Annotated in this window: 21 protein-coding genes and 1 riboswitch; of the genes, 8 read left to right on the top strand and 13 right to left on the bottom strand. The window is 42.1% G+C overall.

Features of this window, described 5'->3' with window-relative positions:
* Positions 1–82 precede the first annotated feature (82 nt).
* Genes potA through BUB05_RS01875 form a run of 4 tightly spaced genes read left to right on the top strand, consistent with a single transcriptional unit; the run spans position 83 to position 3,794 of the window.
* Entirely contained in the window at positions 83–1,132 is a 1,050-nt protein-coding gene (gene potA / locus BUB05_RS01890) for a spermidine/putrescine ABC transporter ATP-binding protein (RefSeq protein ID WP_073046302.1), read from the top strand.
* A 2-nt stretch (positions 1,133–1,134) separates the two neighbouring features.
* Complete coding sequence (locus tag BUB05_RS01885) at positions 1,135–1,977, top strand: ABC transporter permease (RefSeq protein WP_073046298.1); 843 nt, start codon at positions 1,135–1,137, stop codon at positions 1,975–1,977.
* A complete protein-coding gene (locus BUB05_RS01880; RefSeq protein WP_245819714.1) occupies positions 1,971–2,756 on the top strand; it encodes an ABC transporter permease in 786 nt (261 codons plus the stop codon). The genes BUB05_RS01885 and BUB05_RS01880 overlap by 7 nt, the downstream gene beginning before the upstream one ends.
* Entirely contained in the window at positions 2,757–3,794 is a 1,038-nt protein-coding gene (locus BUB05_RS01875; RefSeq protein WP_073046295.1) for an ABC transporter substrate-binding protein, read from the top strand.
* A gap of 114 nt (positions 3,795–3,908) precedes the next feature.
* On the opposite strand, the gene kal is transcribed toward BUB05_RS01875, so the two are convergent.
* The 9 genes from kal to BUB05_RS01830 form a co-directional block, all read right to left on the bottom strand.
* On the bottom strand, positions 3,909–4,310 hold the full coding sequence (gene kal / locus BUB05_RS01870) for a 3-aminobutyryl-CoA ammonia lyase (protein WP_073046293.1): 402 nt from the start codon (positions 4,308–4,310) through the stop codon (positions 3,909–3,911).
* Positions 4,311–4,539: 229 nt separating this feature from the next.
* Positions 4,540–4,713: riboswitch (Lysine riboswitch) on the bottom strand.
* Positions 4,714–4,829: 116 nt separating this feature from the next.
* A complete protein-coding gene (gene rfbA / locus BUB05_RS01865; RefSeq protein ID WP_073046291.1) occupies positions 4,830–5,699 on the bottom strand; it encodes a glucose-1-phosphate thymidylyltransferase RfbA in 870 nt (289 codons plus the stop codon).
* Between the two features lie 45 nt (positions 5,700–5,744).
* A complete protein-coding gene (locus tag BUB05_RS01860; protein ID WP_073046288.1) occupies positions 5,745–6,857 on the bottom strand; it encodes a DegT/DnrJ/EryC1/StrS family aminotransferase in 1,113 nt (370 codons plus the stop codon).
* Complete coding sequence (locus BUB05_RS01855) at positions 6,857–7,702, bottom strand: beta-keto acid cleavage family enzyme (protein WP_245819712.1); 846 nt, start codon at positions 7,700–7,702, stop codon at positions 6,857–6,859. Before BUB05_RS01855 ends, BUB05_RS01860 begins: the two co-directional genes overlap by 1 nt.
* A 69-nt stretch (positions 7,703–7,771) precedes the next feature.
* Entirely contained in the window at positions 7,772–8,416 is a 645-nt protein-coding gene (locus tag BUB05_RS01850) for a NeuD/PglB/VioB family sugar acetyltransferase (RefSeq protein ID WP_073046284.1), read from the bottom strand.
* A gap of 278 nt (positions 8,417–8,694) precedes the next feature.
* Entirely contained in the window at positions 8,695–9,234 is a 540-nt protein-coding gene (locus tag BUB05_RS01845) for a hypothetical protein (protein WP_073046282.1), read from the bottom strand.
* Between the two features lie 60 nt (positions 9,235–9,294).
* Positions 9,295–9,531 carry a hypothetical protein gene (locus BUB05_RS01840; RefSeq protein ID WP_073046280.1) on the bottom strand — a complete coding sequence of 79 codons (237 nt, stop codon included), beginning with the start codon at positions 9,529–9,531 and terminating at the stop codon, positions 9,295–9,297.
* 18 nt (positions 9,532–9,549) lie between these two features.
* The gene (locus BUB05_RS01835; protein ID WP_073046278.1) at positions 9,550–10,962 is read right to left on the bottom strand and encodes a sodium:solute symporter family protein; all 1,413 of its coding nucleotides are present in this window, start codon (positions 10,960–10,962) and stop codon (positions 9,550–9,552) included.
* A 197-nt stretch (positions 10,963–11,159) separates the two neighbouring features.
* Positions 11,160–12,320 (bottom strand): trans-sulfuration enzyme family protein, encoded by a 1,161-nt coding sequence (locus tag BUB05_RS01830; RefSeq protein WP_073046276.1) that lies wholly within the window; start codon positions 12,318–12,320, stop codon positions 11,160–11,162.
* Between the two features lie 114 nt (positions 12,321–12,434).
* Here BUB05_RS01830 and BUB05_RS01825 point away from each other — a divergent pair, with 114 nt between their 5' ends.
* Positions 12,435–13,241 (top strand): MerR family transcriptional regulator, encoded by an 807-nt coding sequence (locus BUB05_RS01825; protein WP_073046274.1) that lies wholly within the window; start codon positions 12,435–12,437, stop codon positions 13,239–13,241.
* A 75-nt stretch (positions 13,242–13,316) separates the two neighbouring features.
* Here the strand turns inward: BUB05_RS01825 and BUB05_RS01820 are convergent, their stop codons facing one another.
* Positions 13,317–13,988, bottom strand: a complete 672-nt coding sequence (locus BUB05_RS01820) for a response regulator transcription factor (protein ID WP_073046272.1) — start codon at positions 13,986–13,988, stop codon at positions 13,317–13,319.
* Between the two features lie 367 nt (positions 13,989–14,355).
* On the opposite strand from BUB05_RS01820, the gene BUB05_RS01815 reads away from it, so the two are divergent.
* Positions 14,356–15,678, top strand: a complete 1,323-nt coding sequence (locus BUB05_RS01815) for a YjiH family protein (RefSeq protein ID WP_073046270.1) — start codon at positions 14,356–14,358, stop codon at positions 15,676–15,678.
* A gap of 91 nt (positions 15,679–15,769) precedes the next feature.
* Positions 15,770–17,605, top strand: a complete 1,836-nt coding sequence (locus BUB05_RS01810; RefSeq protein ID WP_073046267.1) for a sensor histidine kinase — start codon at positions 15,770–15,772, stop codon at positions 17,603–17,605.
* A gap of 76 nt (positions 17,606–17,681) precedes the next feature.
* Here the strand turns inward: BUB05_RS01810 and BUB05_RS01805 are convergent, their stop codons facing one another.
* Positions 17,682–18,305 (bottom strand): acetate uptake transporter, encoded by a 624-nt coding sequence (locus tag BUB05_RS01805; RefSeq protein ID WP_073046265.1) that lies wholly within the window; start codon positions 18,303–18,305, stop codon positions 17,682–17,684.
* A gap of 224 nt (positions 18,306–18,529) precedes the next feature.
* On the opposite strand from BUB05_RS01805, the gene BUB05_RS01800 reads away from it, so the two are divergent.
* Positions 18,530–19,216, top strand: a complete 687-nt coding sequence (locus tag BUB05_RS01800; protein ID WP_073046262.1) for a CPBP family intramembrane glutamic endopeptidase — start codon at positions 18,530–18,532, stop codon at positions 19,214–19,216.
* Between the two features lie 116 nt (positions 19,217–19,332).
* Here the strand turns inward: BUB05_RS01800 and grdD are convergent, their stop codons facing one another.
* Positions 19,333–20,499 (bottom strand): glycine/sarcosine/betaine reductase complex component C subunit alpha, encoded by a 1,167-nt coding sequence (grdD, locus tag BUB05_RS01795; RefSeq protein WP_073046258.1) that lies wholly within the window; start codon positions 20,497–20,499, stop codon positions 19,333–19,335.
* 4 nt (positions 20,500–20,503) lie between these two features.
* The coding region (locus BUB05_RS01790) for a DUF5940 domain-containing protein (protein ID WP_245819710.1) at positions 20,504–21,301 on the bottom strand (798 nt) is incomplete at its 5' end.

Genomic DNA, 21,301 nt, shown 5'->3' with positions numbered 1-21,301 from the left:
TCAATATATTTGTGTTTTCAGTTGTATGGATTTATAATAATAATGAAGGGGATTTTCAGCAAACATGTTCACTGGAGGAGCGATGAGCAAAAATATTATTGAACTCAAGGGCATATCCAAGGACTACCACATTAGAGTCCTTGACCGAATAAACCTATGTGTAAAAGAGAATGAATTCGTCACCCTGCTGGGCCCCAGCGGATGCGGCAAGACAACCATGCTGAGGATAATAGGTGGATTTGAAAGCCCGTCCGAAGGAGAGGTTTTCTTCAACGGTAAAGTCATAAACGACCTGCCTCCCCACAAGAGGCAGATAAATACAGTATTTCAGAAATACGCACTATTCCCTCATCTCAATGTATATGAAAACATAGCCTTCGGGCTTAGGATAAAGAAATTCGGTGAGAAGAAGATCAGGGAAGATGTTTCCGGAATGCTCAAGCTGGTGGGACTTTCAGGCTTCGAAAAAAGGGATATAGAATCATTGTCAGGTGGCCAGCAGCAGAGAATTGCCATAGCAAGGGCACTTGTAAACAAGCCCAAGGTCCTTCTCCTCGACGAGCCTCTGGGAGCACTGGACCTCAAGCTCAGGAAGGAAATGCAGCTGGAGCTGAAGAACATGCAGAAGGAGGTTGGAATCACCTTCATATATGTAACCCACGACCAGGAGGAGGCACTCACCATGTCCGATACTGTGGTTGTGATGAACAACGGCGAGATTCAGCAGACGGGCACTCCTGTCGACATATACAACGAGCCTGAAAACGCCTTTGTGGCCGACTTCATTGGCGAGAGCAACATAGTTGAGGGAATCATGGAAGACGACTATCTGGTGACATTCCTTGGAAGGAAGTTCGAATGTGTCGACTACGGCTTCGGAAGGAATGAAGAAATAGACGTCGTATTGAGGCCCGAGGACCTTGTAATAACGGAAAAGTCGGAAGGTATGCTCAGTGGTACGGTAACATCCGCCATATTCAAGGGCGTTCACTACGAGATGATTATTCAAGTGGATGATGTCGAGCTCATGGTACAGAGTACCTTGAAGTCCGAGCCGGGCACTGAAGCAGGAATAAAGTTCACGCCTGAAGACATACATATAATGAAGAAGCAGGCAATTTCCGGAGGGTAGTAATGAAATCTAGACAAAAATATCTGGCCTATCCCTACACCATATGGATGGCCCTGTTTATAATTCTTCCCGTCATTCTGGTTTTCCTCTACAGCATAACGGTAAAGGAAGTCAACAACATAAAGACTCTAAGCTTCACACTGGACCACTACAGTACATTCTTCGACCCCCTTTATCTGGAGGTCCTTGGCAGATCACTTGCCCTTGCACTGATATCAACGGTCCTTTGCCTTGCAATAGGATATCCCGTGGCTTATCTGATAGCAAACATGCCTGAAAAATTCAGGAACACCATCCTCATGCTATTCATACTGCCCATGTGGATGAACATGCTTCTGAGGACATATTCCTGGATGACGATCCTCGGCAACAACGGACTCATAAACAACTTTTTCAACATGATAGGACTGCCTAAGGCGAACCTCCTCTACAACAACAGAGCCATAATAATAGGTATGGTCTACAACTTCCTTCCATTCATGGTTCTGCCCATATACACGGTCCTCAACAGGATGGACAGGGGAATCATAGAAGCAGCCTACGACCTGGGTGCGGATTCAAGGAGGACATTTTTCAAGGTAATACTGCCTTTAAGCATGCCCGGAGTCATATCTGGCATAGTCATGGTATTCATGCCTGCAGTAAGCTCCTTTGTAATCCCGAGACTGCTGGGCGGCAACAAGAAGGCTCTCATAGGTACACTCATCGAAAAGCTGTTCCTCGTGACGGGAAACTGGAACTTCGGTTCCGCCGTAGCCATAATAATGATGATTATAATACTGCTTTCAATGTCCGTCATGAACCGGTTTGATGTCGACAAGGAAGGAGGCGGTGGACTGTGGTAAGAAAGCATCTCAACAGGATCTACATGACATTGGTCTTCTTGTTCCTCTATGCCCCTATAGCCGTACTGGTGGTGTATTCCTTCAACGACTCCACTTCCAGGGGGTCATGGGGAGGCTTCACACTGAAATGGTACGGGGAGCTTCTCAAGGACAGGGACATCAAGACGGCCCTGTACTACACATTGGTAATCGCAGTACTGGCAGCTACCATCTCAACAATTGCGGGGACAATATCCGCAATAGGGATATTCAGCATGAGAAAGAGGTCCAGGAACATCCTCTTGAATATAAATTATATTCCGGTTGTAAATCCAGACATCGTAACGGGACTTTCCCTCATGATACTCTATCTGTCGGTGAACATGAAACTGGGATTCATGTCAATGCTGCTTTCACACATAACCTTCGACATTCCCTTCGTCATACTGGCCGTGCTGCCCAAGCTGAAGGGGATGGACCGGCACCTGGCCGAGGCTGCCATGGACCTTGGTGCAACACCTTTCTACGCGTTAAGGAAGATAATTGTACCGCAAATAATGCCCGGAATAATAACAGGTTTCCTGATAGCCTTCACCATGTCAGTGGACGACTTCGTAATAAGCTTCTTCACCACGGGCTCCGGAGTGACAAATTTGTCCATAGTCGTATATTCGATGGCAAGAAGAGGCGTGAAGCCGACAATCAATGCATTATCAACCATAATGCTCGGCTTCGTCCTGAGTTTGCTTTTGATTATAAACAAAAGAACAAAAAATCAATATGAATCGAGGGAGGATTAAATGAAAAGAAGAATATCTGTTTTGCTTGTTTTGGCATTTATTCTAGCCTTATCGGCAGGATGTGCCCAGGAAGAAAAGCCTGTTCTCAACGTATTCAACTATGGCGAATACATAGATATGGACCTTCTTGATGAATTCGAAGAAGAATACGGCATAGAGGTGAACTACGAGATATACCCAACCCCTGAGGACATGTACACCAAAGTGAAGGCTGGAGCCACCGATTTCGACCTCATAATATCCAGTGACTATATGATAGAAAGACTCATAAACGAGGGCATGGTCAACGAGATAAACTACGACAATATTCCAAACTATCAGTATATAATGGAAGAATTCAAGAAGCAGCCTTACGATCCGGATGGCAAGTATACCGTACCTTATTTCTGGGGGACCCTAGGAATACTCTACAACACAGAAGTGGTTGAAGGAACTCCCGACAGCTGGGACCTTCTATGGGATGAAAAATACTCTGGTCAGATTCTGATGATGGACAGCCAGAGAGATTCCCTTGCAGCAGCCCTCAAGAAACTTGGATATTCCCTGAATACCCTTGACGAGGGAGAGCTTGAAGAAGCCAGGGACCTTCTCATCCAGCAAAAGCCCCTTGTAATGGCCTATGTAGTAGACGAGGTAAGGGACATGATGATAGGAGACGAGGCTGCCATAGCACTTCTGTGGTCGGGAGAGGCTGTTGCCGCAATGGGTGAAAACGAAAAGCTCAATTACTATGTTCCCAAGGAAGGATCAAACATCTGGGTTGATGCAATGTTCATGCCTTCAAATGCCAAGAATGTTGAAGAAGCCGAAAAGTTCATAGACTTCCTCTGCAGGAAGGAAACAACACTAAGAAACATAGACTACGTATGGTACTCAACAGTCCACGACGAGGCTGTAAATGAAGTAGAAGAATTCCTTTTCGACAATCCGGGCTTCAACCCTTCAGCCGAAATCCTTGACAGGGTGGAAATGTTCAGAGACCTTGGCGACAAGATAGAAGCATACGACAGAGTCTGGACAGAAGTGCTGTCTCATTGATTTTGACTTTCCAAAGCTGAATTAAAACCGAACCTGATATAAAAAACCGGATGAATCAACTCAATGATCATCCGGTTTTTCAGCGTCTTAATACATCTTTCAATACATGCAGTTTTATCTGCTGCATTCCTCTTTCACCATTCTCTGCTTGTCCTTGGGCACAACACAAGTGCCGCTTGCCCTGCATACAACTATAGGCTCTTCTAGAACCTCTGCAGCAGAATCGCTGAGTTCCGGCCTTGGAATTATTACCTTTCTTGCTTCGAAAACCATTTTTCTCGAAGTGTTTCCTGTCTTGATTATTTCACCTGTAGCCTCGATATAGTCTCCCGCATATACAGGTGCCATGAACTCCACGCTGTCATAAGCCTTGAAAAGACCTTCGTCTCCATCGTTTCTGATCAGGAGCTCCGTTGCAACGTCCCCAAACAATTGAAGCATTCTTGCGCCATCCACAAGACCACCGCCGTAGTGAGCATCATGAGAGCTCATTCTGATTCTGATTACTGATTTCATTTTGATACATCCTCCTGGTTTTATGCCACAATTATAGTTGAGTCAATTCATGAAATCTAAAGTATATAGATGGTTCAACTGTATATGGTAGATTGAATGAATAGAAACGAAACTTATTGTGGAATAAAACATCCTTAAATTTTTTTTTTGCCAAAATAAAAAACACCGGATGATTTCCAGTGCTCCCAATAGTTCAACTGTCTGCAATGAAAATCAACTCAATATCCATTACATAAACAGCTCTCCATATATTTATGGCAGTGACAAAGGTGTACCCCCAGTCACCAAGAATACAGACAGGAACCTGTGCATTCTTTCGGCAGACATATCCTTTGTCTTCGGCATCGAACGTTCCATTTCTTCACATCCTGGACTACCATATGACTGCGCCTCTGATTTATGTTTTATTATATTAATAAGAATACTATATAACCTCATTACCTTTCAACCCATTTTTATGTCAATTTGTTAATTATTTGTAACAATTGTGTCTGGTTTTTTGGACCGGCAAAGTTCATTTCACTGGGTTTCATAAATCATTTGAAGATACTTGCCATATTCTGTATTCTTCATCCTTCCTGCCAGACTCTTCAGCTGTTCCCTGTCTATATAATCCATCCTGTATGCAATTTCTTCAATACATGCAATGTAAAGCCCCTGCCTGCTTTGTACGGCATCTACAAAAACCGATGCATTGAGAAGACTCTTGCAGTTACCCATGTCCATCCATGCCGTTCCCCTGCTGAAAACTTCAATGTCAAGCAAGCCTCTTTTCAGATACTCATTGTTGACAGAGGTTATTTCAAGTTCCCCCCTGTCTGAAGGTTCTATACACTTTGCAACTTCCACTACATCATTGTCATAGAAATACAGCCCCGGTACGGCATAATTTGACTTTGGATTCTCGGGCTTCTCCTCAATGGACAATACATTTTCGTCATCATCTATTTCCACCACTCCAAATTCACTTGGATTGCTGACAAAGCACCCGAAAACAAGAGCTCCTTTACCCAGACTCCTTGCTCTTTGCAGAGAGTTCACCAGACCTGTTCCATAGAAAAGATTGTCTCCAAGAACCAGGCATACATTGCTTTCCCCAATGAAATCCTCAGCAATTATAAATGCTTCCGCAATACCCCTGGGTTCTTTCTGTATAGCGTATTGGATGGAAAGTCCAAGCTCGCTGCCGTCATCCAAGAGCTTCTCAAACGAATGCAGATCGTCTTCACAGGTTATTATCATGATTTCCCTGATTCCCGCAAGCATCAGTACAGACAAGGGGTAGTATATCATAGGCTTGTCATATACGGGCAACAGCTGCTTCGTTACGGATTTTGTAATTGGGTGTAATCTTGTTCCAGATCCACCTGCCAGTATTATTCCCTTCATGTAATCACTCCCAAATCATTTTTGAACTGAATGAAATTAGATTTATCAACAATTCAATATTATGTTGCAGATTTTTTCCACATTTTCCTCAGACAAGCCTCCATAAAAAGGAAGTGCCAGGACTCTTTCAGATGCAGATTGTGCATGCTTCAATTCTTTATTGCTGTAATCCATTCTGTACCAATCAGTATCAGAGCAAAGTGGATGAAAGTACTTTCTAGGAAATACATTGCTGGAATTCAAAGCTTCAAAAACCATATCCCTTGATTTGCCGAACTTCTCCTCGTCAATCTCCACCACCAGATACTGACAGCTCCTACTCCTGCAAGCTTCCGTTACTACTCTTATTCCCTCTATATCACCAAGTATTGCATTGTATATTTTTGCCAGGCCTATCCTTTTTTCCTTTTCCCCGGCCACAAGTTTCAACACCTCAATGCCCATGGCAGCCTGAAACTCATTGAGTTTGCCGTTTATACCCCAGTCAGCCACCTTCCCATCCTTGTCTCTTCCAAAGCTCTTCATCAGTTCAAGCCGCTCTGTAATACCGGCGTCTTTTGATATGATGCATCCGCCTTCAATAGTGTTGAAAAGCTTGGTTGCATGAAAGCTGAACATTGACATGTCACCAAATTCCCATACGGGAACACCTTCATATATGGACCCAAAGGAATGCGCTGCATCATATACAATTTTAAGATTGTATTTTTTGCTTATTTCATCAATCTTCCTTACATCACAAATATTGTCAAATACATGCACACCCAATATTGCAGAAGTATTTTCATTAATAAGATCCTCTATTTTCCCGGCATCCATAGTCATTGAAACAGGATCAATGTCACAGAATACAGGTTTCAATCCGTTCCATTCCAGGGCCTGAACAGTCGCAGGAAAGGTGAAGGGAGTGGTAATGACCTCGCCTTTCAAGTCAAGTGCCTTAAGACCCGCCATAAGTGCAATGGTTCCATTGTTGAAAAGAGTAATATTTTCACAAGCCAGATATTGACTAAGTTTTTCTTCAAGCTCCCTGTGCTGTTCTCCCATATTTGTGAGCATGCCCGTTTTCCAGATTTTTTCAAGGCGACTGTTGATTTTCTCTAGCTCAGGCAACAAAGGTTTGGTTACATATATTGGATTTTCAAATCCGTTTTTCACTAGATCACCTTCTTTTCCAAATCAAGTATGTTTCTAAGTTCCTCCGGTTTCATGGTTTCAATATCCATTATGTCTGCAACATCCCTGACTCTTTTTACAAGCTTGTAATTCGTAGCATATTCCTTTTTCCTGGAATCCATCCAAATATAATCCTCAACACCGGTTCTTACTCCATGGGCCACTGCCATCCCAAGAATGTTCATGTCCTTCTGGCACTTGCCCAGCCCGGCAATGGAAAAGTATGAGTCCTCAGGAAGATTTGCCTTTACAACACCTATGTCCAGAAGATCATCCTGCATCGTAGCTATATTTCCCACCAAAACATTGATGTAATATGGCGGTTTAAGCAATTCCTTTTTTATTAGATACTGGGTAAACTTAAGCATTCCACTGCTGAATATCTCAATTTCCGGTTTTATTCCATTTTCCAGCATTTTATAAGCCAGCTTTTGTATCATGTCAGGACTATTTACACTGCTGACCTTCATGAAATTCATGGATCCCATGGTAAGACTGGCCATATCAGGCTTCAAATCACCCTTGATGTCCAAAACCTGGGACCTTTTTTCAAATTCACTGAAATTCCTTCCACTGGTTGATCCCACGAGAACAAGATTCGGATGCTTTTCCCTTATCTTGTATATGATACGTTCATAAACTTCCTTCTTATATGTAGGATTTCCGGTAATATCATCCCTGGCATGCAAATGAACCATGGATACGCCCAATTCAACACATTTATCAACATCATTAAATATTTCCTCAGGGGTAACGGGTACATGGACTGTCATTTCCTTGGTGGGAACCATTCCTGTCGGCGCCAGATTAATAATAAGTTTTTTCATAAGCATCTCCCAGCACAACCTTTGTCATGCATTCATCTAATTTTTGTATCAATCTCATGAATCCAACTGTTATTCCCTCACTTTTGCAGGGCTTCCAAATACCTTGCCGCCTTCATCAACATCCTTGATAACCAGGGACCCCGCCCCAACAAAACTGCAGTCTCCCATCTTCCTGACACCGCTCATGACCGTAGAACCCATGCCGACGAAGACCTTCCTTCCGAAAACAATTTTCGAACCTATTGTGCATCCCGGAGTGATGAAACAACCTTCTCCCAGGACTGTATGATGAGATATGGAAGACATTGGTGCCACAATGCAAAAATCACCGATTTTCACCTTTGTCCATATGCTGACGGAAGGCTGGATATATACCCCCTCTCCAATTTCTGCCGACGGGCTTACATATGAGCTTGGGTGTACAAGAGAAGGAGTATCTCCACCCTTCGCCCTTATTATCCTGAACCAGTCGTTCCTTATGCCGACATTTCCTATTGTAACAGCATAGTTTCCCTCTATTGCTTCCTGATCAAGAAATTCCTTTATTGGTCCAAGAACCTCTACTCCGTTGACAACAGTACCCGCATCCATTGTGTCGTCATAATATCCAAGAACCTCATAACCGCACTCCACTGCAAGATCGTATATGACATCACCATAGGACCCTGCTCCAATCAAGAATATTCCTTCCATTGCTGCATCCCCTTTCAACATTATATCCTTTTCTCTTCAGCATAATTCTCTTAGTCTATCGGAAACCCTTCAGTTTCATATTCGAAAACAATATTTTAAGACTCTTTAAGTTCTGAATCAGATATTTTATTAAGTATACTAATAATTTTAATACATTCAAAAGATTATTCCAATACAAACATCAATTCAATTGAAAAAAGTGGCGTTCTTACTGGAACGCCACTTTTTTCTGTGTTATGTATATATATCAGAAGGTTTAGCATGTTTGAATCAAACACGAATACCAAGGCCTGCTAAAACTACATGCTTCTCTGATTTTTACAACCATCGGCAGGAATCGGGATATACTGAACTTTGGTGTTTTCCTTCAAATCGCCATAATATGCAATGTAAAACGGCCTGTATACTTTCCGGGTATTCACAACGTTTATTGAGGGAAATCCTCCTGAACGCCTCCTGACAACTTTTCTTATAAGACTCCTGCCCCTGTTTATCATTCTGTCATCACCATACTCAGCATGCTGTACCATGTCTCTTTTTACATCTATGGTTTCAATTTCAGGCATTGAAGTTATTAGAGATGCACCACCGGTTGTACCGTTTCCCAAGACCCTCACATTTTGTTTCTTCATGTCGGTCTTCTTTTTCATGATTTTACTGATGATGTTCGGTTCATGAATCATCTCATAGTTGATTATCTTATATTCAACATAAAGCAGCTTAACTTCCGAAACCTGCTTGTTCATAAGCATCATTTTACCAAAAATCGATCCTTTTTTTTGTGCAAGTTCCATTGCTTCTTCATAGTCCATCTTTAAAGGATAACAGTTAATTTTCATATCATACTCCAATTCATACTTAATACTATACTACTCTCTTCCAACTTCTTTTACTGCTCTTTATTTTTTGTTGACCCTTATGAAGGATGCCACCTGAAACAGGTAAGATGCGAAAATCAATGTGACTGCCGTCATCAATCCATATGGTGCCAGCTTTCCAATAATAAAATCACTTCTGATCATGATTCCATACATTATTGTCGCTACTATGCAAGCATACAGCAGCACAAGAAATCCATCCAAGCCAATCCAGTCAATCTTCAATACGTCATCTACATTCTTTGTATTATCTACCATAATAATTCTCCTTATTTATTATTCCCCATTGCCGGCTGCAACAGGCTGAATCCCATTTCTATCTTCTCCGATACGATTTCCAATATTGTAGCAGATAAAGGCTGCCGCCAATGCGATGAACACAGGGCTGAAAACCGAAAACTCAATCGCTCTAAGTATCAACAGGGTACCACATCCTCCAACCATGGAAAGCAATCCTCCCATTTCGGTTTTTCTTCCCCTGTACATTAAACCGCCTACAACAGGTACAAATAATACAGACATGGAAATCCCCTGCATCCACACAACTACATCATAGATCAATTCAAACCTGAATGCTATTGTAAGTCCCAGGAAACCTACTACGACAATTGCTATTCTTGTAATTTTGACAATTTGTTCCTGGGTTATATTCTCAGGGCCTCTAAGTCTTGCATATATGTCATTGGTTACAAGAGTCGCACCTACCAGGTAGTAACTGTCAAGGGTTGAAATTGTAGCTCCAAGGAGCCCCAGCATGAACAGTCCTTTAACTCCAACGGGCAAGGATTCCAATACCAATGTTATATAGGCGACTTCAGGCTGTGCCTCCGGTCTAAAGGCCGTAACAAGGATTCCCATGACAGTAAGAATTATATCGAAAACTATCCAAAGGGAGAAACATGTAAGCAATGCCCTTCGTGCAGATTTTGCAGATTCAGCAGCAGAAAACCTCTGATAGAAAGATGGATCTGCATATACATTGAATGAAAGGATCACCAGTGTCACCATCTTACCAAGAGACATTCCTTTTGTCGGGTGCAGCAAGGTTTCAGCATTGTCGCCTAATGCAGCCTGAAGGCCGGCAAATCCTCCGATCTCGGAAAACAATCCGGGGAACACCATTGTGACACCGAAAACCATGAAGAAAAACATTATCATGTCTGTTACGGCTACACCCATGAGTCCTCCCAGGGAAGCTATAACAACTGTAAGTGTTATCAATATTATTCCAAACATCACTTCAGGTATGCCCCAGGCCGCAAGACCTATTCGGGCTCCACCCAGAAGACATCCGAAGCTTGCACATGAAAATACCAGTACACAGGCACCGATTATGGCAACTTTCTTGCCGTACAGGTTTTCCAGCAAATCCGGAATCGTTACATCAGTCCTGACCTGCACTTTGGGTCCTACCCACAGGGCAAGGGGTATTCTGGCAGCATGTGCGGCTATACACCATACAGCCCATACGGAAATACCATATACTGCGGCATATCCTATTGATCCTATTACACCGGCTGCCCCATACCAGGAGGCAACAAGCGTACCTACCAGGAGAGACCAGGGCAAGCTTCTGTTTGCCAGATAAAAACTCTCCATATCCTTTGTTATTTTCGAGAAAAAATATCCTATTCCCAGAATTATTATTCCTGCAATAAAAATTATTGAATTATCCAAAAATGTTAACATAGACACCACCTCATAATATTTAATTAATTTCTGTTCTTTTATAAAACTGCTTTTGCATCAAATCCCCCAAACCGCTAGATACTCCTCTATTCCACCCTTTCATCATGAAAATACGGTTCCACCTCCTATTTCATCATCTTCAACTTGTTTACAACACCTCCCAATGAACCTCCATGCCTGACAAAAACTTCTCCATTTCAATCAAATATTGAAAAAGCCTGTTTCAGGTCATTTATTATATCTTCGTGGTTTTCAAGCCCAATTGCCAGCCTCAGCATATCGTCATTTTCCACCTGAATCAGGCTGTGGGCCTCACCCAAACTGGTAGCTATGGAAAACAGCTTTGTTTTATTGCAAAGCATATAGTCCGCCTCCCTTACGCTTAAACCATTGATGCCGTCCTTTAACCAGAAAGATACTATTCCTCCTCCCATATTGTTCATTTGCCTTTTGCATATCCCATTGTCAGGATGAGATTCCAAAGCCGGATATATGACCTTTTCAACATGGGGATTGGACTCCAGATAACTTGCAACTTCCATTGCCGAACTGCAATGTTTTGTTACACGCATCTCCAGCGTTTCCATTCCCCGAAGTATCAGCCAGGCATTGAAGGGAGACAAGGCTGCACCTGTAAAACAAGGCATTCCTGGATACTTAATGATATCCATATGTTTTTTTGAGCCTATTACCGCTCCTCCCAATGCATCTCCATGTCCATTGATGTATTTGGTCAGGCTGTGTATTACGATATCTGCACCCAATGATAATGGGAAAGAAATTGGCGGTGGTGCAAATGTGCTGTCCACTATCAATATGCAATTGTTTTCCTTCGAGAGCTTAGACATTTCAGCAATATCAACAACACTAAGAGCAGGATTTTCCGGAGTTTCAAACAATAGTATTGATGTATTGTCCTTGATTTCACCCTTAACCTCGTCAATATTCTTGAAATCCACAAAGTCAACGGTTATATCCATTTTTTCAAACAATTCCTTAAGAAGGATGTCGCTGTGAAAAAACAGACCTTTGGAAGCTACTATATTGTCCCCCTTCCTGCAAAGACTCAACAGTGTCGTGGCAACAGCCCCCATTCCCGATCCGGTCACGACACAGGATTCGCCTCCTTCCATGGCAGCCAGTCTTTTTTCCAGCGCGATCACAGTAGGGTTACCTTCTCTTGTATACAAATACCCCAAATCGTCCCATGCCTTGTCCATCTGCTCCACCGTATCAAAAGCGAATGTAGCTGTCTGGTGTATGGGCATTGCCATGGACCTGTTCACCGGATCCACTACATGTCCAGCATGTATCATTTTTGTGTCAAACCTAGCGTTGCTTAAATCGCAACTTGACATATAAATCACCTCATAATAAAATTAAATTCAAAATGTATCTCACAAACAATGATAATATATACAGTCTGTGGAGAGTCAACAGCATATGAAAAATATTTTTGAAGGCAGGAAAAAATGAAGTTATTTTCTATTGGCGAAACATCCAAATTAAACAATATTCCTATTAAGACCCTGCGTTACTATGATGATATCGGCTTGCTCAAGCCTGTTCATATCAATGAGAGTACCGGCTATCGATATTACTCCTATGATCAGTTTGCCACAATAGACAAGATAAAACGGTTCAAGAAACTGAACATACCCTTGAAAGAACTGGGAAAGGCTCTTGACAGCGGCAATGATCCTGTTTATATAAGAAACTTCTTCAACAAGGAAAAGGAAAGAATCGAGCAAGAGATGCACAAACTGGAAATACTAAATGTCAGTCTAAACAAACTGGAAGACTATTATGAATACTGCAAGATTGTACATATGAACAAAAGCATATATACAAGACGGATAGAGAAGCGCTGTTATGTAGCCTATGACTGTAAAAAGGATGAAACCGTATATGAAATGGATTTGGGGCTGAGGAAAATCACCAGAAAACATTTTACCGATGCCATCAGCTTTCTGAATCCCTATGGCTATATATTGGATGGAAATGCGTTGAAAAACAATCAAATACTATTTGAAAAATCTACAGTTGGTGTAGAGTTCGAGGAAAGTCATCCGGAAAAATATATTGTGGAAATTCCAAAAGGCAACTATCTATGCTACTGCACCAAGTTATTGTCTGAAAAATGTGATGTTGGTGAATTGAGCGATTACCTGAAGAAAAACGATATCAAGGCAGAAATAGTCATTGCAGAAGAATTTAAATTCCTGAGCAACAGCCCCTACAGCGAAGCGAATTATGAAATACAGATACTTATAGACTGAAAGATGCTCCTAAAGTGTCTACAACAAAACCTGGCAATATTTAAAGGAGATGCACCCGCATCTCCTTTTACATTCCTATTTCTCAAAAATATACCCTACTCCCCTGACAGACTTGATATGTTTTTCATCCTTGTCTATCTTGCTTCTCAGCCTGTTCACATAGGTTGTAACCGTACCTTCATCGTAGACTTCACTTTCCCATACATTGTAGAGTATCTGTTTTCTTGTAAGAGCAGTATATGCATTGTCGATGAAGTATAGCAGAAGCTTGAACTCAGTATTGGACAGGCTTATATCCTCTCCCCCAGCCGTCACCTTGTAGGCATTCCTGTAGACCTTTATATCGCCGAATTCCACTGCCCTGTCGTAGCTGTCCCTCCCATACCTTTCGGCTCTTCGAAGGTGGGCCTTTATCTTTGCAATCAGCACAACGGGGTCGAAGGGCTTCGTTATATAGTCGTCGGCTCCAACGCCAAGTCCCCTCACCTTGTCGTACTGAGTGGCATTTGCGCTGAGGAAAATTATGGGCACGTCATTTGTTACACGGATCTTTTCACAAAGAGTTATACCGTCCATGTCATCCATGTTGATATCCAGGATTATGAGGCTCACTCTTTCATCCAGCATTGCAAGGGCGTCCTTTCCGCTGTATGCCGCAACGGACTTGATATCATACATCTTCATGTACTCCTGAATGAGGTTCACTATCCTCTTGTCGTCATCCACTATCAAAACTCTGCTGTCCATGGCTGCCTCCTTCACCTATTATAAACAACATTCACAATAATTATTATATAACAATACTTCCTCCTATAATTATAACAGTTTCATGACAAAATATCACAATTCAATTACAGTTGAATATAAAACCCGTCAACATCGCAAGAAAACGATTTTTCTATGGTATATTTTAGTTGCAGAGGAAAGTCATCCTTATAAATCATGTCAATGGAGCAATAATGTATAACAGCGAGGTCTCGACTTGGAGGTGCTAAAATTATCATTATTGATTTAAAAATTTTTGTACCGACGGAGTAGGGAGCTGTTAGACATAATTGTGGAATGACACATATTTGACTTTCTGAAGCTGTAAAAATACAAGGAGGAACATTCAATGGAACAAAGAAAACAATTAACAGAAAAGAAATCATACTCAATCAACACAATTCTTAAATTTTTCATCTTCAGCTTCATCGGAATACTAATGTTTTTCATCCCCGTGGAACTTGGAGGCAAGTCCACTATACTGCTGGACCATATAGTAACGGGAATAAAAACCAACCTTGCCCCTCTTACACCATACTATGCACTGATCGTTATAATACTTGGGGCAGTACTGCCATTCAAAAACAAGACATGGAACAAGACAAAGGTGGATATGGTATTTTCAATATTCAAGGTCTTCGGAATCGCCGTTGCAGTCATGGCAATCTTCAACATAGGACCTGCGGTTTTGTTCGAACCTGACATGATACCATTCCTGTTCAACAAGCTGGTTATCCCTGTAGGACTCATAGTTCCCGTTGGAGCAATTTTCCTTACATTCCTGGTGGGATATGGTCTTCTGGAGTTCATAGGAATAATCATGGAACCTGTAATGAAGCCGATATGGAAAACTCCAGGAAAATCTGCAATAGATGCTGTCGCTTCTTTCGTAGGAAGCTATTCCATAGGTCTGCTGATCACAAACAGAGTCTTCAAGGAAGGAAAATACACAATCAAGGAAGCCTGCATAATAGCAACAGGATTTTCAACAGTATCCGCGACATTCATGATAGTCGTTGCCAAGACCCTTGGACTCATGGAGCAGTGGAACATATACTTCTGGTCAACCCTTGTAATAACATTCATAGTATCGGCCATCACCGTCAGACTCTATCCCTTGAGCAGGAAGAGCGACGAATACATAATTGACAATCCTGACGTCCATGAAAAAAAGGAAGGAAACATATTTGCAAATGCTTGGTCCGAAGGAATGGAGGCAGCAGAAAATTCAACGCCTTTCCTTCAAAACATATATGAAAACCTGAGAGACGGATTCAAGATGACAATGGGAATACTGCCATCCATACTTTCCATAGGACTCTTCGGTCTTCTGCTTGCAAAATATACGCCGGTATTCGACATCATAGGATACATCTTCTATCCATTTACTCTTTTGGCGAGAGTTCCTGACCCGATGCTTGCGGCCAAGGCTTCAGGTCTTGAAATTGCAGAGATGTTCCTGCCTGCACTTCTGGTTGCCGGTTCAGACATCATCACAAAGTATGTAATAGGAGTAGTAAGCGTATCGTCCATACTGTTCTTCTCGGCATCAATACCATGCATCCTGTCTACGGAAATACCAATTTCATTGAAGGAGATACTCATAATCTGGGCAGAAAGAACAGCACTTACAATACTCATAGCCGCACCTGTAGCCTATCTGTTGTTCTAACTTCAACTGAAATATGATAAAATAGGGTATCTGCAAATATGCAGAATACTCTATTTTTTATATAGCCAAATTAGATGCAAAGGATGATAATATGAGTCTTAAAAAGAAAATCACTCTGATGATCAGCATAATAATCATAATATTTCTGATTATCATCAGCTTGTTCATTTATTCCATATCAGCCAAGGTCCTAAACGACGAGGCTGAAAAATATATGGAAGTACAGCTGTTGAGAGCACAGGAAAAAATAGACCTTCTGGTGGAATCCATACAACAGGAAACACAGCTCCTTGCCCGGGATGTACAGGTGGAAAAATTCCTCAAGGGTGAAATGGAAATGTATGACCTAAACAGTTACCTTTCAGCCAGAATGGATGAACTGAACAGTGAAAGAAACTACCATATGGACCTCTTCATCATAGATACATCAGGCGTAATTATTTCTACAACAATGACAGAAGCAATATATCTCGACCTTTCGGAAAGGGAATATGTTCAGAAATCACTGGAAACAAAAATGCTTGTCACAAGCGACATCCTCCATGCAAAATCAGACGGATCAATGATAGTCAACACCGTTTATCCCATCACTGACAACCAAGGTGAGCTGATAGCCCTGGCAGGGATAGCCATCAGAGCCGAGGAATTCATAAACTTCATCAAAGACTTCGAGTTGGGAAAATCCGGATACTATGTGATCATCGATTCAAACGGCTTCATTCTATCTCATGTTGATTCTGAAAAAATCGGCCAAAGAGTAGAAAACTCCGACTACGAGATCAACCTGACCGGCTTAAGCAAGGACACCTTCATCAAGGACCGTTCAGAAGGTCTCATCAGAACATACAAGCAGATGAACAGCAACAACTGGATTCTCATGGCAAACCTTCCTGAAAAGGAACTTGAGCAAAAATCAGCCCGTCTTCTCATATACGTATTTGGCTTGGGAATACTGCTCATTTTTGCAGCAATAGCAACAAGCATACTTGTGTCGGGAAAGATATCCAAACCCATAGTATCAATTACAAACTATATAAACAGCATAACCGACAGCAGCAACTATCTTGACACCACAATAGCAAAAACAAAGAGCACCTTCAACGGAAAAAAAGAAGATGAACTGGAAAACCTGAACAATTCATATGAAAACCTTAAGGAATATCTGGACAGGAGGAGCTCACTGGAAAAAGACAGCTATGACCTCATACGCACCTCGGAGGAACTGACAACCTCACTTGAAAAGAAATCATACGAAACAGCCAGGTTCATATCGACCCTGTCGCATGACCTGAGGACATCCATAACTCTTATCAAGGGCTTTTCACAGGGCCTCATTTCAGATATGGTAAAGGATGAAAAAGACAGGAAAAGATTTTTAAAAGAAATATATGCAAGTGCCGAAGGCATAGAAAACATAACCTTTGACATACTGGATTCCACCTATGAAGCGCAATACAACCAGAAGCTCAATATGGAAAAGACATCTGCAGTCACCGCTTCAAGGGCTATGGAAAAGCAGTCAAGAGCTTATGTGGAAAATTCAAACAGGAAATTCGAATCATCCATTAAAGTTGATGAAAATACATGGGTATATATGGATACAATAAAAATCAACAGGGTTATCAACAATCTTATCACAAATGCCGTAAAGTATTCACAGGAAGGATCAACCGTCACGCTCAAAATAGAAGAAGATAGGGACCACATACTGTTTTCAGTCAAGGACAATGGAATAGGAATTCCTGAAAGGGACCAGAAGTACATTTTCGATATGTTCTACAAGGGCGACAACAAGGACAAGAAAAGCTACGGACTTGGACTCTTCATTTCAAAATCAATAATAGATGCCCACGGCTCCGAACTGAAAGTAGAATCACAGGTAAACAAAGGAACCACCTTCTACTTCTCCTTAAACAAAGCGACTTAACCATTTTAACTTAGTAATTTAAAAAGGCATTTGAATTCCAGACGAAAATTCAAATGCCTTTATTAATTAAATAACTCTATGCAACTTTCTTGAGTTTGGCTTTCACAGGGCTGTAGATAGCCTTGCCTATGGGAAGCACTTCCTTGCCGAAAGCACCGTTTACGATTATTGCTCCCGAACCGTAGAACGAAACCATTGAAATCAAGAACTCCGAATATGCTGCAAGTTCATGCGCCAGCTCTTCCATTATATGGAAGGTTGAAAGGGACAATCCCAGAAACAGCAAATCGATAAGGAAAAATATTATGAATAATACCTTGTTTGTTGCCAATGATCCCACAGTCATGAATACGCTGAATATAAGGTATCCTATGAATGCAAATCCAAGTTGCTTCGGATCCACAGCATTGGCAAGGGTTTCACCAAACACCCCTGCATTCATCATCCATGCCATTGCCATTGAATACCAGAACAATGCATATCCTCCAAATGCCGTAGCTCCAAACATGTTGTCCTTCTTAAAATCCATGAAACATGCAATGAGCTGTGCAGTAGCCCCCAAAAACACCACCCATGGAATCAGGTACGAGACTCCGGTAGTGAGTCCCAGCTTTGCAGACGACGCCACAATCGTGACGAGAGCCAATCCCAGCAAGCCCAACGGCGTAGGGTTGGCTACAGTAATTTTTCTTTCATTCATTAATTGAATCCTCCTAATTATATAACTGACCTCGAACATTTTATCATTTTTGAATCCCACCATGCAAGACATAAATGCATTCTTGCATTAATTCCTTTTTTACGTCAGTGAATGATCGTTACCACTTATAAAACACAAGCCATCTGTGCTATAATTGGTGGTGGTAAGCTTTCTACGCATATGAGCTTTCCTAAACTAAAACATAAATAGAAGAGGACTTGAATTTGAAAACAAAAAAGCTATTATATATAATAACAACTTCATTGTTGACCATAGCAACACTGTATATCACCGACCAGGTACTGATGCTTAGCTACAATACCAAGATAGCAGTTAAACTCATAACCTTTCTGACATTTCCACTTATCTATATCTTTGTTACAAAAGACAATATCATAAAGGGCTCCATTGAAAATGCCGGAAGGAATTTCAGGAAACTGAAGATAAAAAGCATCAGCACAATACTTGGATTGGTATTATTCCTTTTTCTTATAGGTATGTTCTCCATCTTCAAGGGCTTCCTTGACATGGAGTCCATGAGGACGGATTTTGCAGACAAATACAAAATAACCAAAGACAATCTTCTTTTTTATGGATTGTACATGTCATTTGTCAATTCACTCCTGGAGGAATACTTCTTCAGAGGATTCATATTTCTTAACCTGAAAAAAATCGGCTATAGAAAGACGGGATACGTAACAAGCTCTATTATGTTTGCAATCTATCACATAGCAAACTTCCAGAACTGGTTCTCCCCGCTTCTTTATATATTGGCCATTGCAGGCCTCTTTGTTGGAGGAACAATATTCAACCTCCTGGACGACAAGGACAATACCTTTTTCAACAGCTGGTTCGTTCATATATGTGCAGATTTGGCCATAGTGCTTATGGGGTATTTGATACTTATATAGACGTTCCAACTGCACAAAAATTCATCTAATATTTCTTGACTTATGATACAAGAAAGAGGCTGCACCTCGTCCGGTTAATCTCCGGTTATGGCACAGCCTCTATGCATTCATTCGCATCATCCCGCCAGAAATTCAGCCTTCACAAGAGCTTTTACAGCATCCTCCATCTTATCTTCATTGACTCTGACTATCGGGCCTGTACACCCCATGCCGCTTTCTGCATAAATGCCTTCCTTCCACAGGGCCTGAACTGCATCCTCAAGATCCATGATGTCTATTCCCGCTATCTGTCCTGTAACAGTCTCCTTTTCAGGCATCTTCACTTCTTCAGCAGTTTCCGCAGCCTTCTTTGTTTCCTTAAGGGAATCAAGTATCTCATCAAGTCCTGACTTTTTAGCTTTCTGGAATTCGGTCCTGCTCTTTTCCGCAAGCCTTCCCTTTGCAAGGTCCTTCGCATATGCCAATGCATTTGCCACTACAGGAATTCCCGATGCCCTTGAAAGGATCAGTATTGTCCTTTCATAGTCCTCTCCTATTCCGGGTCCGTAGCCGAATCCTGATGCCTCGTAGCTTCCTCCGGTAGTGAATGAGGAGAATACCTTCATCATTATGTTTCCAGTGAGGGTGTCCGTAACCATTACATCTGCAGTTCCGCAGAGAAGGTCGTTTCCTCTCATTACGGATCCTCCGTCTGATCTCATGGATTCCGCGAAGTTTATGGCATATCCTCTTGAATCAAGATCCTTAAGTGCCCTTTCAACCTGTCTTGCTCCGTCAAGGTTCAGTATTCCCACTGTAGGGTTTTCAAGTCCCATTGACTTGGCTGTGATTATTCCGTGCAGTGCATTCTTCACCATCGCCTCGCTTCTGTGAACAGACGATGTTCCCGTTGTTGTCGCAAGGTACATCTCTTTTCCCATTCCGGGAGTGAATACCTTTCCTACCGTTGATACTCCTATTGGGAAGTTGTAGTGCATTGTTACACACGCACTTATGTGGTTCGAATCAAGGAGCTCCTCCATCTTTGTGTGCATCTCTTCCTCGGAGTCAACTTCGACAGTCTCTAGTCCCGAGTCATTCTTCGGTCCTATGAGGACCACTTCCATGTCGGGATTGTTCCTTGCCGCGAGGACTGCTCCGTCTATGAGGTTCTTGCTTCCATGCTCGCTTCCAAGGATTGTTATTCCAACCCTTGTCTTTTGACCGAAGGATCCTGTTTCTATGGCTTCGGCTATTTCAAGCATTGTCTTTCCAATGAGTTGTTTTATCTTCTTCTCTTCCATGTCATCACTCCTGTCCGTCAAGAAGCTGTGATGCAAGTCCTCTCATTGCCTCTGCTATCATGGATTTCACCGTATCCCGTGACAATGTATTTTCAGTCGGTTGATCCGACGTAATCTTGCCGCTGTTTCTTTCAATGATTACGGATACTCCGTCAAAGAGGTTTGTCATCCTTCCGAGGAAGAGGCTTCCCTTTCCTACTATCATTACCTTGTTCAGGCTTCCTTCAGTAAGGTCTTCCATTGCAAATCCAAGGTAGGGCACTCCTGAAGGTATGTGTCCCTGGGTTGGGGCCCATCCGTTCATTCCGTGGTCCTTAACGAAATTTGGAAGCTCTTTTCTTTCTATGTCTTTTCTTTTTACTCCAAGGGCTCCTATCATCTTGTAGTTTGATTCAGGAACATTTCCTGCTCCTGCAGGCTTTGTGATATCGGGGTTTTGCATCTCCACCGAGTATTTGTCTATGTCTGTAATCTTAAGGCCTGCCTTGTCAAGAGGGTCCGTAATAAGTGATGTTATTACTGCCTGTGGAGAGGATCCCGTTCCCACCGTATGTCTTCCTACAAGGTCTGTCCTGACCTGAGGGTTCACACCGTCGTTTTCGCTTACCAGTATTGCAAATGCTCCCAGTACGTCTTCAAGGACCGGCATTTCCTTCTTCACGTGGTCCTTTCCGTTCATTCCAAGCTTTGCAGTTGCTCCACCTGCAACCATGACTACATTCTTGTATACTCCCGCCTTGACGAGGGCTGATGCCTGAATGAGGGCATGTACAGGTGCCGCACAGAATCCTCTTGTGTCTGA

It is taken from the genome of Dethiosulfatibacter aminovorans DSM 17477 (assembly GCF_900142005.1).
Classification (GTDB): Bacteria; Bacillota; Clostridia; order Tissierellales; family Dethiosulfatibacteraceae; genus Dethiosulfatibacter; species Dethiosulfatibacter aminovorans.
This window is presented reverse-complemented; position numbering and strand designations above follow the sequence as displayed.

Bases quoted from the DNA above. Each gene is read 5' to 3' on its own strand.
- BUB05_RS01855 (WP_245819712.1), bottom strand. From the start codon at position 7,702: ATGAAAAAACTTATTATTAATCTGGCGCCGACAGGAATGGTTCCCACC.
- BUB05_RS01845 (WP_073046282.1), bottom strand. From the start codon at position 9,234: ATGAAAATTAACTGTTATCCTTTAAAGATGGACTATGAAGAAGCAATG.
- BUB05_RS01815 (WP_073046270.1), top strand. From the start codon at position 14,356: ATGGAACAAAGAAAACAATTAACAGAAAAGAAATCATACTCAATCAAC.
- BUB05_RS01835 (WP_073046278.1), bottom strand. From the start codon at position 10,962: ATGTTAACATTTTTGGATAATTCAATAATTTTTATTGCAGGAATAATA.
- grdD (WP_073046258.1), bottom strand. From the start codon at position 20,499: ATGGAAGAGAAGAAGATAAAACAACTCATTGGAAAGACAATGCTTGAA.
- rfbA (WP_073046291.1), bottom strand. From the start codon at position 5,699: ATGAAGGGAATAATACTGGCAGGTGGATCTGGAACAAGATTACACCCA.
- BUB05_RS01820 (WP_073046272.1), bottom strand. From the start codon at position 13,988: ATGGACAGCAGAGTTTTGATAGTGGATGACGACAAGAGGATAGTGAAC.
- potA (WP_073046302.1), top strand. From the start codon at position 83: ATGAGCAAAAATATTATTGAACTCAAGGGCATATCCAAGGACTACCAC.
- BUB05_RS01875 (WP_073046295.1), top strand. From the start codon at position 2,757: ATGAAAAGAAGAATATCTGTTTTGCTTGTTTTGGCATTTATTCTAGCC.
- BUB05_RS01825 (WP_073046274.1), top strand. From the start codon at position 12,435: ATGAAGTTATTTTCTATTGGCGAAACATCCAAATTAAACAATATTCCT.
- kal (WP_073046293.1), bottom strand. From the start codon at position 4,310: ATGAAATCAGTAATCAGAATCAGAATGAGCTCTCATGATGCTCACTAC.
- BUB05_RS01830 (WP_073046276.1), bottom strand. From the start codon at position 12,320: ATGTCAAGTTGCGATTTAAGCAACGCTAGGTTTGACACAAAAATGATA.
- BUB05_RS01840 (WP_073046280.1), bottom strand. From the start codon at position 9,531: ATGGTAGATAATACAAAGAATGTAGATGACGTATTGAAGATTGACTGG.
- BUB05_RS01805 (WP_073046265.1), bottom strand. From the start codon at position 18,305: ATGAATGAAAGAAAAATTACTGTAGCCAACCCTACGCCGTTGGGCTTG.
- BUB05_RS01850 (WP_073046284.1), bottom strand. From the start codon at position 8,416: ATGTTGAAAGGGGATGCAGCAATGGAAGGAATATTCTTGATTGGAGCA.
- BUB05_RS01885 (WP_073046298.1), top strand. From the start codon at position 1,135: ATGAAATCTAGACAAAAATATCTGGCCTATCCCTACACCATATGGATG.
- BUB05_RS01810 (WP_073046267.1), top strand. From the start codon at position 15,770: ATGAGTCTTAAAAAGAAAATCACTCTGATGATCAGCATAATAATCATA.